This is a genomic window from Micromonospora sp. NBC_01638, from assembly GCF_045209745.1.
In the GTDB taxonomy this organism is placed as follows: Bacteria; Actinomycetota; Actinomycetes; order Mycobacteriales; family Micromonosporaceae; genus Micromonospora.
Genome location: NZ_CP109273.1, coordinates 1,879,633 through 1,890,859 on the forward strand (window position 1 = coordinate 1,879,633; position 11,227 = coordinate 1,890,859).

Annotated in this window: 14 protein-coding genes; 3 read left to right on the plus strand and 11 right to left on the minus strand. The window is 73.0% G+C overall.

Features of this window, described 5'->3' with window-relative positions; translation table 11 throughout:
• Positions 1–13 precede the first annotated feature (13 nt).
• The 4 genes from OG811_RS08895 to OG811_RS08910 form a co-directional block, all read right to left on the minus strand.
• Positions 14–1,756 carry a hypothetical protein gene (locus tag OG811_RS08895; protein ID WP_406073307.1) on the minus strand — a complete coding sequence of 581 codons (1,743 nt, stop codon included), beginning with the start codon at positions 1,754–1,756 and terminating at the stop codon, positions 14–16.
• A gap of 110 nt (positions 1,757–1,866) precedes the next feature.
• Positions 1,867–2,871 carry a glycine betaine ABC transporter substrate-binding protein gene (locus tag OG811_RS08900; RefSeq protein ID WP_406073309.1) on the minus strand — a complete coding sequence of 335 codons (1,005 nt, stop codon included), beginning with the start codon at positions 2,869–2,871 and terminating at the stop codon, positions 1,867–1,869.
• A 220-nt stretch (positions 2,872–3,091) separates the two neighbouring features.
• Positions 3,092–3,832, minus strand: coding sequence for an ABC transporter permease (locus OG811_RS08905; protein ID WP_406073310.1), 741 nt, complete (start codon positions 3,830–3,832; stop codon positions 3,092–3,094).
• Positions 3,829–4,515, minus strand: coding sequence for an ABC transporter permease (locus tag OG811_RS08910; RefSeq protein ID WP_406073311.1), 687 nt, complete (start codon positions 4,513–4,515; stop codon positions 3,829–3,831). Before OG811_RS08910 ends, OG811_RS08905 begins: the two co-directional genes overlap by 4 nt.
• Positions 4,516–4,517: 2 nt before the next feature.
• Here OG811_RS08910 and OG811_RS08915 point away from each other — a divergent pair, with 2 nt between their 5' ends.
• Positions 4,518–5,522 carry an ABC transporter ATP-binding protein gene (locus OG811_RS08915; protein ID WP_406073313.1) on the plus strand — a complete coding sequence of 335 codons (1,005 nt, stop codon included), beginning with the start codon at positions 4,518–4,520 and terminating at the stop codon, positions 5,520–5,522.
• A gap of 15 nt (positions 5,523–5,537) precedes the next feature.
• Here the strand turns inward: OG811_RS08915 and OG811_RS08920 are convergent, their stop codons facing one another.
• From OG811_RS08920 to folP, 7 genes are all read right to left on the minus strand, one after another.
• Positions 5,538–5,969, minus strand: a complete 432-nt coding sequence (locus OG811_RS08920; RefSeq protein ID WP_406073315.1) for a hypothetical protein — start codon at positions 5,967–5,969, stop codon at positions 5,538–5,540.
• A gap of 125 nt (positions 5,970–6,094) precedes the next feature.
• Entirely contained in the window at positions 6,095–6,403 is a 309-nt protein-coding gene (locus OG811_RS08925) for a hypothetical protein (protein ID WP_406073317.1), read from the minus strand.
• Between the two features lie 53 nt (positions 6,404–6,456).
• Positions 6,457–7,671: an ABC transporter permease gene (locus OG811_RS08930; protein WP_406073318.1), complete on the minus strand. Its 1,215-nt coding sequence runs from the start codon at positions 7,669–7,671 to the stop codon at positions 6,457–6,459.
• Between the two features lie 118 nt (positions 7,672–7,789).
• Positions 7,790–8,329, minus strand: a complete 540-nt coding sequence (locus OG811_RS08935) for a DUF3180 domain-containing protein (RefSeq protein WP_406073320.1) — start codon at positions 8,327–8,329, stop codon at positions 7,790–7,792.
• A gap of 19 nt (positions 8,330–8,348) precedes the next feature.
• Positions 8,349–8,876, minus strand: coding sequence for a 2-amino-4-hydroxy-6-hydroxymethyldihydropteridine diphosphokinase (gene folK / locus OG811_RS08940; protein ID WP_406073322.1), 528 nt, complete (start codon positions 8,874–8,876; stop codon positions 8,349–8,351).
• Positions 8,873–9,241, minus strand: a complete 369-nt coding sequence (gene folB, locus OG811_RS08945; RefSeq protein ID WP_406073324.1) for a dihydroneopterin aldolase — start codon at positions 9,239–9,241, stop codon at positions 8,873–8,875. Before folB ends, folK begins: the two co-directional genes overlap by 4 nt.
• A complete protein-coding gene (gene folP / locus OG811_RS08950; RefSeq protein ID WP_406073326.1) occupies positions 9,238–10,140 on the minus strand; it encodes a dihydropteroate synthase in 903 nt (300 codons plus the stop codon). Before folP ends, folB begins: the two co-directional genes overlap by 4 nt.
• A gap of 356 nt (positions 10,141–10,496) precedes the next feature.
• On the opposite strand from folP, the gene OG811_RS08955 reads away from it, so the two are divergent.
• Positions 10,497–10,811 (plus strand): hypothetical protein, encoded by a 315-nt coding sequence (locus OG811_RS08955; protein WP_272613996.1) that lies wholly within the window; start codon positions 10,497–10,499, stop codon positions 10,809–10,811.
• A gap of 13 nt (positions 10,812–10,824) precedes the next feature.
• Positions 10,825–11,187 (plus strand): hypothetical protein, encoded by a 363-nt coding sequence (locus OG811_RS08960; protein WP_007466101.1) that lies wholly within the window; start codon positions 10,825–10,827, stop codon positions 11,185–11,187.
• The last annotated feature ends 40 nt before the right edge of the window (positions 11,188–11,227 follow it).

An 11,227-nucleotide genomic window follows, 5' to 3' on the forward strand; every position in this document is an offset into this window, starting at 1 on the left:
GCGGCCTGAGGGGTCAGCGCCAGTGGTCGCCGGGCGGCGTGCCGCCGGCGCGCGGCCCGTCGTCCTGCGGCGGGTAGCCGTAGCGCTCGTCGACCCGGCGTCGACCGGTCCGCTCCGGTGCGGGTTCCGCCTCGTGACCGCGCTGGCGGGGTGGGCGCCACTCGTCCGGCACCGGGACGCCGCCCGTCGGCAGCGCCGGCCGGTCCGCCGGCTCGGCCCGCCAGCCGCCGTCGCGATCGTGCCGGCGCGCCGGCTCGTCCCGGTGGTACGACTCGCGCTCCTCATGGCGGCGCGGCTCCTCATGCCGCACGGCGGCCCAGCGGTCGGCCACCCGGTACTCGGTGCCGGTGGCGTCGGCGTGCACCTCGGCCCGGCGTTCGCCGACCCGCAGCTCACGGCCGTTCTCGTCGTCGCGGACGGCGGCCCACCGGTCGCCGGCCCGCAACTGTGACCAGTACTCGCCGGTGTCGTCGGCCCGCAGGGGCGGCCCAGGCTGCGGCGCGGCGGCGCTCGTCCGGTCGCGCTGCTCCGACCAACCGCGATCGTCCGGGCTGCCCCAGGAACCCGAGGCCGACCTCTCCGGCGTGCGGTGCGACCGGGCCGCCGAGCCGCGCTCGTCGGACTGGGCGTACGCGTCGCGCGGATCGGTCCACTCCGGCTCGTCGCGGCGGCCCGTCCAGCCCGGCTCATCCCCATCGAGGTCGGGTCCGTTCCGTTCGGCACCCCAACCCGAACCGTCCCGCGCGCCGCTCCACTCAGGCTCGCCCCGGGTCGCGGGCTGCGCCCCCCGGGTCCGGTTGTCGCCGGAGCGGGCCCGGTCGTCGCCGTACCCGGCTCGGGGGCGTTCCTCCGGCTCGCTCCTCGCTCGGCCGGCCGAGCGGGAGCGCTCATCCGCACCGCCGCCCCGGGTCCACTCCTGCGCCGGCGCGGTCCACTGGCCGGCGTACCCGCCGCCGTAGCGCCCAGCCGGCTCGGCCGGACCGCCGTCCACCACGGTGTGCCGGGTGGTGACGTGCACGGTCTCGGTGTGCCGGACCACGCCGCCCGGCCGGTGCGCCGGTTCCGGGCGATCGTGCTCACGGGGACGGGCTGAGGCGTACGCGGTGGCGGCCGGCCGTTCCGCGCCGTACGTCCCCGCGGTCGCCGCTGGCTCGGCGGCTTCCCGGGGGTACGCCGGCTCGTCGTCGTCCGCGCGCTCGGAGCGACCCCACCGGGCCGCGTCGTCCGGGCTGGACACCCGGACGCGACCGGCGGGCGCGTCACCCTGCACCTGGACCCGGCTACGGGCCACCGGGGCGTTGTCCACCGGCGGCTCGACGGCCGGCACGCGCGCCCGGCCGGGCCCCGCCGGCTCGCCAGCGGGGACGGCACCGGCGAGGGCAGCACCGCTGGCGTCGAGACGGCGGCGGACCGCGGCAACGCCCTCCTGTGCCCGTTGCGCCTGGTCGAGCGCCTGGTTACCGCGCTGCGCGACGGCCACGATCTCCGTGCGCAGCTCCCGACGGAGCTCCTCGATCTCATCCAGCAGCTCGTCGGCCCGCGCCGAGGCGCCCTCACCGTCGGGACGCAGCGCGATGGAGAGGCCGATCAGGACCACCGCGAGGATGGCGAGCACCGCGGCGAAACGCAGCGGGCCGTTACCGTCGGCAACCAACAGAATGAGCGCCGCCACCGGCGCGAGAGCGACGCCCGCCCAGAAGAGCACGGTCAGCAGCGGTGATTGACGCCGGGCGTCAGAGGTGGCCGGGGCTGGCATAGGTGCGCAGCCTACCGACGTTCTCCATCAGAGGGAACGGGGTCCCGGGATGCGAGGACGCCCCCGCCCGGTCGGGGCGGGGGCGTCCTCGGCACATCAGGAGAGAGAGCTCAGCTGGTGGCGAAGGCGCCGTCCGAGGAGAAGATCAGGCCAACGCTGATCGAGCCGTCGCGCAGCCCGCTCTTGGTCAGCGGTCCGCCCTGGTCCAGCGAGGAGAACCTGCCCACCGACAACCCGTACGTCTTCTCCAGACCCGGCTTGCAGAACGGACGCTGCTCGCACTCCGGCGGGCCACCCAGCACCGTCGCGCTGCCGGAGCACTTCGCGGCCAGTTCGGAGAGGGTCCGCACGCCGTACTTGTCGGCGAAGGCCTGGGTGACGGCGAAGGCGTTCTGGTCCTGTGCGGCGGCCGGGGCACCGAAGGTGATGCCGGCCTTGTCGCCCTCGGCCTTGAGCGCGGTCACCGTCGTGTTGATGTCCGGCGAGGAGACCGGCTGGGCCTTGGCGCCGTTGACCTTGGTGTTGAGGAACTCGGCCATGGTCGCCGCGTACTCCGGGACGACCTGGATCTCGCCCTTTTCCAGCGCCGGCTCGTAGAGCTCCCGGTTGCCGATCTGCTGCACCTTGACCTGGTAACCGGCGGCGGTGAGCGCGATCCGGTACAGCTCGCCGAGCGTCTGGCTCTCGCTGAAGTTGCCGGCACCGACCACGATGTCGCCGCCCGGGCCCTTGGCGATGCCCGCAGTGAGGTTGTTGGCGGAAGCGAACTCCTCGGCCGCCACCTTGGGGGTCTTACGATCCGTGTCGACGGCCTTGTTGAGCTGGACCAGCTTCGGCGTGTCGAGCGCGGCAGAGACCTTGTCCAGTGCGGCGATCAGCTGCGGGTTGGCCACCTTGCTGTTGACCGCTGGGATGACGTTGTCGGAGTTCTGGAGCTTCTTGTCGTCCTGCAGAGCGATGAGCTGCTGACCGGCGACCGGGGCGCACCCGGCGCCGGAGGCGCCCTGCTGGGGCGCGTTGGTGCCGGACGAGCCGGCATCACCACACCCGGTGAGGAGTGCTGCCCCGGCGACGGCGCCGATAGCGCCGACAGCCAGACGTGTACGTGCGCGCATGTGCCCGCCTTCCGTGTCCCGGCGCGGCCCGTCCCGGGCCGGCCGCGTGTCCGACGGGCGATCCTGACTGTCGGTCGCCCGCGAATATCCACCCAACATGTTCCGCAACCGACCGACAACTTGGGATGGACTTCGTCACCGCATCGTCACCGATCGACCTACCGTCGGTCGCCGGCTCGACGGAACGCTCACCCTGACGAGTCGCCCGCGACAACGCGGGTCAGGCGCTCCCGGTGGCGTCGGCGGGCCGGGCCCGCCCCGCGCTCTGCGGCCCGCGCCGCAGCGGACGGGGAGTGACCAGCCGTTCGACACCGCCGAGGACCACCTCGGCCAGCAGCGCGAGCCCGGCCACCAGCACTCCGCCAGCGACGATCTGGCCCCCGCCGGCCGCGATACCGATGCCGAAACCGGTCCGGATGATCTGGCCGAGGCCGCCGCCGTTGACGAACGAGGCCAGCGCGGCGGTCGCGATCACCTGGACCGCGGCGGTTCGGAACCCGGCAGCCAGGTAGGGCACCGCGAGCGGCAACTCCACGCGGCGCAGCAACTGCCCGCCGGACAGGCCCATCCCCCGGGCCGCGTCGCGGGCCTCCGGGTCGACCTGCCGCACCCCGGTGTACGCGTTGGCCAGCAGCGGCGGGACGGCGAAGACGGCCAACGCCACCACGACCGGCGTCCGCCCGAAGCCGCTGGCGAAGACCACCGGCAGGATGGTCAACAGCGCCAGGGTGGGGATGGCCAGGGTGGCGTTGGACACCAGCACCACCAGGCCGCCGCCCCGGCCGACGTGACCCAGCCAGAGACCGAGCGGCCACGCCACCAGGCAGCCGAGCGCCACCGCCAGGGCCGAGATCGTCAGGTGCTCGCCGAGGCGGTCCAGCATGCCCCCGGGATTGGTCCAGTTGAGTGGGTCGTTGATCCAGACGACTGCCTGGCCGATCGGGTTCGCCGCGACGGTCACCGTGCCCTCCGGGTGGACCAGGGGCTCACCAACCGGGCGACCAGGACGAGCAGCAGGTCGAGCACGACCGCGAGCGCCACGCTGAGCAGAGCGCCGGTCATGATCTCAGCCTTGTAGAGGTTGTTCTGGAAGCCCGCGAAGATCAACTGACCGAGACCGCCATGCCCGACCAGCACCCCGACCGTGACCAACGCCACCGTGGAGACGGTCGCCAACCGCACGCCGGTCACGATGCCTGGCACGGCCAGCGGCAGGTCGATCCGGAACAGCCGCCCCCACCGGCCGTAGCCCATTCCTTCGGCGGCCTCGCGAACCTCCGGCGCCACCTGGTTGAGGCCGGCCACCACGTTGCGCACGATCAGCAACAGTGCGTAGAGGACCAGCCCGACCAGCACGGTGGTGGCCCCGGTGCCCAGGTAGGGCGCGATGAACGCGAAGAGCGCCAACGACGGGATGGTGTAGACCACCCCACTGACGGCGAGGATCGGGCCGGCGAGCGGACGGACCCAGTACGCCAGCACGGACAGCGGCAGGGCGATCAGCACCGCGATCAGCACCGCACGCCCGGTGAGGGAGGCGTGTTCGCGCACCGCGGCGAGGATCGTGTCAGAGTTGTCCCGCACGTACTGCCAGGAGAACCAGGGGTTACCCGGGTCGGCCCGGTAGCTCAGGCGGAAGGACATACGTGGACGTTACCCCGGAGGCCCCCGACGTGACCCAACCCCCTCGCGCGGCGTCGATCTCCCTGCAGGGCATCCAGAAGCGCTACCCGAACGGCACCGAGGCTGTCCGGGAGCTCAGCCTGGACGTCCGGGCCGGCGAACTGGTGGTGCTGATCGGCCCGTCCGGCTGCGGCAAGTCGACGGTGCTGCGCATGATCAATCGCCTGATCGAGCCGACCGCAGGCCGGATCACGCTCGGCGACGAGGACGTCACCGACGTCGACCCGGTGCGGCTGCGCCGCCGAATCGGGTACGTGATCCAGAACGTCGGCCTCTTTCCACACCAGACGGTTCGGGCCAACGTGGCCACCGTCCCGGGCCTGCTCCGGTGGCCCAAAGGCCAGACCCGGGCCCGGGTCGACGAACTGCTCGACCTCGTCGGACTGGACCCGGCCCAGTTCGGCGGCCGCTACCCGCACGAGCTGTCGGGTGGCCAGCGGCAGCGGGTCGGGGTGGCCCGCGCACTCGCCGCCGACCCGGTGGTGCTGCTGATGGACGAGCCCTTCTCGGCCGTCGACCCGATCGTCCGGGCCCGCCTCCAGGAGGAGTTCCTCCGCCTCCAGGCCGAGGTCCGCAAGACGATCGTGCTGGTCACCCACGACCTCGACGAGGCGGTCCGCCTCGGCGACCGGATCGCGGTGCTCTCCGAGGGCGGGCACCTGGAGCAGTACGACACGCCGGCCGCACTGCTCGGCGCACCCGCCACCCCGTTCGTCCGCGAGTTCGTCGGCGCCGACCGGGGCATCCGCCGGCTGGCGGTCACCCCACTCGACCGGGAGTCGCTGGAGCCGGTACCCGGGGACGCCGCAGCAGACCTGCCCACCCTCGCACTGGACGGCTCCGCGTACGACGCGCTGGCGGTGCTGCTCACCTCGGGACGAGACCAACTCGTGGTGACCGACGCCGGCCGCCCGGTGGGCGCGCTCAGCCGACAGCGTCTCCTCGACCTCGGCCGCCCGGCGAGCTGACCTGCCCCGGACTGGTCAGGCGCGACCGCCGAGGCTGGCGGTGCCGATGATCCATCCGGTGAGGAAGCCGTAGCCGGCACCGGTGCTGGCGTCCTGCAGGGCGCCCAGCAGTGACGGGGCCGGACCGAGCAGCGCCGCCAGCACGGCGGCGAGCCCCCCGGCCAGCACGTACGCGGCCCAGCCGGAGAAGAACTGGCTGACCGGGCCGGGCACCCGGGCCACCTGGGCGGCGGGCAGAAGATAGAGCAGGGCCACCGCGAGGACCACCAGCAGCACCGCCCGCAGGTCGGCGGCGAACAACCCGCCGGCCTGCCCGTCCGCGTCGAGCCGCCAGGCCGGCCACGCGAGCAGGCGCAGGTAGAAGGCGCCGGCCGACTCCAGGTCGGTCTGCGTGGCGGCCCAGCGGGTGTACGCCGGGCTGCCACAGACACCGACCAGCAGCAACACGGCGAGCGCGCCGGTGCCGGCCGCCGTGCCGTAGCGGCCGACCGGGCCGGAGCGGTGGACGAGCGATGCGATCCGCCCAGGCCCCGAACCGGTCGCTCGGGCCGACCTGGGCTGCCCCGAGCGGCTCAGTGCTTCATCAGGTAGTCGATGAAGGCGGCCCGCAGCAGCGGCGCCGACTCCTCATAGCCGTGACCGGTCAGCTCCCGCCACAGCGCGTTGGCCTCGTCGATGGTCGGGCCGATCGAGTTCGGTGCGCCGTCCAGCACCGTGGCCTCGTCCGCGTTCGGAAGGTGCCGCAGCACCGACCAGTAGAACCCCACGTCACGACGCTCCCGGGCCCGGGCGAACGCCCGCTCCCGCAGATCCTCGGTGGACAGCGCGTCAAGCTCCTCGAACGAGGATCCGCCGGGGCTGGCGGCAGGTGTGTCGGTCATGTCGCCGAGCCTAACGGTCGAGATCAGCTCCGGCCCGGTGGACGCGACCCGGGTCACCGCTCATCGGCGTCCCACCGACGTGGGCTGTCCTCCCAGCGCGGATCCCGCCACGGGTCGACCGGTTGGGGCGCGGCCGGCGTCGGCAGCGTTGGGGGCCAGTTGTCGACCGGCTGCGCCTGCGGGATGCTCCAACCCGCACTGATCGTGCCGTCGCCAACGGGCTCGGGTTTGTCGGTGCTGCCCGGCCGGGGCCGCCCGAACGTCTCGACCAGCCGGGTGACCAGCAATCCGACGCCGAGCGCCGCGCCGCCGATCGCCCAGATGCTCAGCGTCCACCCGCGCTCCGGCGCGTACGCCTGAAAAACAGTGACCAGGCTGACCGCCAGCACCGTGCCGAACACACCGCCCCGACGACCGTACGCGCTGGTGCCAGCGAGGAGGGCCACCCCGATCGCCAGGACCGTCCAGTCCAGCCCCGAGGTGGGCGCGACCGGCCCGGGGTCGTTGGCGGCGAGCAGCACGCCGGCAAGGGCGGCCAGCACGGTGGAGCCGACCAGCGCGACCGCGGTGACCACGGCGGCCACCGCGCCCCGCCGACGGGCCGGATCGGCGATCGGCCGGTACCGGCCGACCAGTCGCCGGATCGTCCGGATCATGCCGAACAGCCCGCCGAGGGCGGCCACCGCGGCGAAGCCGGCGAAGAGGTATCCGGCGCTCCGCCCGGGGTCGTAGTCGCCTTGGACCAGCACGGGCGCCGAACGGCGTTCGATGTACACCACAACGCCGGCCGCGCCGGCCAGGCTGGCAGCCCAGCCCGGCACGTGCAGCACCACCACGGCCAGCGCCAGCGCGAGCCCGCCCAGCGCGGCAACCGCCACGGCCGGGCCGATCGACGCCGGCAGACCCCGATCGCCCTGCTCGGCGTAGTGCAGGGCGGCGGCGACCGCGATCGGCCCGACGGCCAGGTTTGGCGCGGCCGTACGCAGGCTCAGCCCGGCGGCCAGGGCGAGCATCCCCAGCCCGACCGCGTCGACCAGCAACGTGCGCAGATTGCCGTCGCGCAGGGCGGCTGGATTGTCCTGCCAGAGCAGCCAGCCCACGGTCGCCAGCCCGGCCAGCAGCAGGAACTCCCATCCCAGGTGCACGCCGACCCGATCCCGGCCGGGCTCACCGTGGGTGGGGTCGTCGAAGACGTTCTCCAGAACCGCGGAGGGCACCCCGGACGATGGCTCGGCCGACCGCTCCCGGCCCGCTTCTTCGTACCCCATGACGCCGCCTCCCCAGTGGCCGGCCGTCCCCAGTCCGCGCGCGGACGAACCGTGGGCGGCCCTTGCTCTCTGATCGCAGGCACCGTACCCGCGCCCGGAGCCGGGCGTAACCCCCTGCTCAGCGCTGGCCGGGGCGGCTCTCCCGTGGGTCCTGCTCGTGCTCGTCGTCCGGGCGATCCGGCACCCGGCAGGAGCGCTCCAGCCACAGCGCGGCGCCGACCAGAGCCAGCGAGGCGAGCAGGCCCCCGCCGGCGGTCGGTCGATCATCCAGCGCGGCGCGGGTGGTCTCCACGAAAAGCCAGCCGGTGAGCCCCGCGTAGAAGCCGGCGAAAAGGGCCGCGGCCAGCGCCGACGCCTTGGCCAGCACCACGAACCGGGCAACCATCAGCGGGTTGACCGGGTCCCGGCCGGACTTGCGCTGGATCCGGCCCCGGGTGTCGAAGGCGGCGTACGCCTCGAGCACGGCGAGCCCCGCCAGCGTCACCACCGGCAGCCAGGGCAGCCGGGGGATGCCGCTGTAGTAGAGGCTGCTGATCAGCAGCCAGGCCACCGCCGCCGCAGCCAGGGCGGCCACGACCAGGGTCGAGATCCGGGTGGGACCCATCCGTGACCGACCCGGGCCCGACCCGCCCGGTGGTGGGGACTTCGCCTGCGTCATGCCGGCCAGCTCCGCTCGGTCATGCCGTCGACTCTAACGCCAACTCCGGCCGGGGACGCAGTTCCAACGCCTCATCCGCCGCAGGGCCGTTGGTCAGCAGGTCGGTCAGCCAGCCGTGACCGGGCAGCCGACCGTACGGCTGGATGTCGATCCACGGCCGCAGCACGAAGGCGCGCAGGTGCGCCCGGGGGTGCGGCAGGGTCAGCTCCTCCTCGTCGCTGAGCACCGGCTCGTCGTCGTCACCCCAGACCGCGATCACGTCGACGTCGAGAGTGCGCGGCCCGAACCGCCGCTTTGGGTCACGGACCCGACCGGCCGCGCGCTCCGCGGCGCGGGCCCGCTCCAGCCAGTCGCGCGGGCTCGCGGTCTCGTCGTGGGCGAGCAACACCGCATTGAGGTACGCGGGCTGGTCGGCGTCGCCCCACGGTGGAGTCTCGTACACCCCGGAGAGTACGAGCACAGAATCACCGAACGCGGCCACGGCCGTGCGCAGGTGACCCAGCCGATCGCCCAGGTTGCTGCCGAGCGACAGCACCGCCCTGGTCACCGGCCACGCATCCGGGTCATGGTGACGGCCACGTCGGTGAAGGTGTGCGGCACCGGAGCCTCCGGCTTGTGCACGGTGATCGTGGCGGCACTGACCCGCTCGTCGATCAGGCAGACCGCGAGGAGTCGGTCCGCGAGGCTCTCGATCAGGTTGACCGGCTCGCCGGTCACCACCGCGACCAGGCGTTCGGCCAGCTCGCCGTAGTGGACGGTGTCGGTGACGTCGTCGCTGGCGGCGGCCGGGGCCAGGTCCACCTCGAGGACGGCGTCGACCACGAAGTCCTGACCCTGCGCCCGTTCGAAGTCGTACACCCCGTGCCGACCGCGGGCCCGCAGGCCGGTCAGTTGGATCCGGTCCGTCGTCATCGCTGCACCTTCTGCTCGTGATCGTCGGTCGCGGCGGCCAGGCGCGGGCTGCCGGTCGCGGGAGTTAGGCGCGGGCTGCCGGTCGCGGCCCAGACGGCGAGCGCGTCGGCGGTGGCCTGCACGTCGTGCACGCGTACGCCCCAGGCGCCCGCGGCGACCGCCAGCACGCTGGTGGCCACGGTGGCCGCCTCCCGCCGGGCGGTCGGTCGCGGGGTGCCGTCGGGGGCGGCGAGCAACCCGCCGAGGTACGACTTGCGGCTGGCCCCGAAGAGCAGCGGACAGCCGAGGTCCAGCAGCTCCGGCAGGCGGGCGCTGAGCTCCCAGTTGTGCGCGGCCGTCTTGGCGAAGCCGAGGCCGGGGTCGACGATGAGGCGGTCGGCTGCCACTCCGGCGGCCAGCGCCGCCTCGATCCGTTGGGCCAACTCGGCTCGGACGTCGGCCACCACGTCGGTGTAGCTGGCCAGCTCGCGCATCTCCCGGGAGTGGCCACGCCAGTGCATCAGCACCCAGGGGCAGCGCGCGTCGCGCACCACGCGGGCCATGTCCGGATCGGCCAGCCCGCCGGAGACGTCGTTGACCACCGCCGCTCCGGCAGCCAGGGCGGCCTCCGCCACCCGTGCGCGACTGGTGTCGATGCTGACCGCGACGCCAGCGGCGGTCAGCTCACGGATGACCGGCAACACCCGCTCGGCCTCGGTCACGGCGTCGATCCGCTCGGCGCCGGGACGGGTCGACTCGCCGCCGATGTCGACCAGGTGGGCTCCGGCGTCGCGCAGACGGACGCCATGTCCGACGGCCGCGTCGAGGTCGGCGTACCGTCCGCCGTCGGAGAAGGAGTCCGGTGTGACGTTGAGGACGCCCATCACCACCGGGCTCGAAGCCCGCACCAGATCGGTCACGACTAGACGGTACCGGTCGCGGCAGCGGTGCTCACCGACCCGGGTCGGCCTCGCATCACCACCTCTGACGTGGCGATTAGGACAGGTGTACGATCGGTCATTCAAGCAGCAACGGGCAGCCCCTTCGCGGCTTGTCGCAATCCGGGGCGGCCCGTACGCTTTGGAATTGGCCAGCAATCGAGATGGCGAAGCTTGGAGGGAGGGCCGAAGCGGGGAAAATCCGCCCAAACCTCGCCACGCTCCGTGGTGAGTAACGAACGCAGGGTCAAGAACGCTGCGCTCTGTGGAGCAATTTCTCGCCAGGCTTGCCTATTGCACCGCCGCGGCACCGCCGGCCGCGCTATGGGGAGGTTCCAGTGATCGCCTTCGAGCTCATGGAGACGGCGTCGTCCGGCGTCACCCACGCGCTCTCCACTCTGGCGTCGGCTCCGCTCGCAGAGCCGGCACCGAAGGGGATCGACACCAACAGTGTCGTCACCTTCTTCGCCAGCAAGATCGCGCCGATCCTGCTCGCCGTCCTGGGCGTCATCTTCATCGGCCGTGCCAGCCGCGGCGAGATCTCCAAGGTGCTGACCAGCTCTGCAATCGCCATCGTCGGGCTGGCCTTCATCGCCGGCGCGGCAACACTCTTCTTCGTCGGCGATTACCTGATCGACCTGATCTTCGAATAGGCGCGTTCACCACATGCGGCTGCGCACCGACGACGACATCTACCGGGCCCGCCTGGTCTACCTCGGGCCGCCCGGTTACACCCTTCCGGTCCACCTGCCCTACGCCCAGTACGGGCTCTTCATGCTGCTGGTCCCCCTCTACATGTTCATCCACTGGCTGTTCACATTGACGGTCGAGCTCTTCCCGGCCTGGGAGATCGCGCTCGCCATCGTGACCACGTCGTTCATCTTCCGGCACGTCGACCCCGATCGGCCGGCGCGGGTGGTCATCCGCACCGCGCTGACCGACTGGCGACGCACCCGGGAGCCGGCGATCGAGCAGCGCGATCCGCGCCTGGTCGGCAGCCGGATCAGGATTCGGGAGGAGCTGGCATGACCGGGCGTACGCCGATCGGTCCGTCGCACGGCGCGGGCAA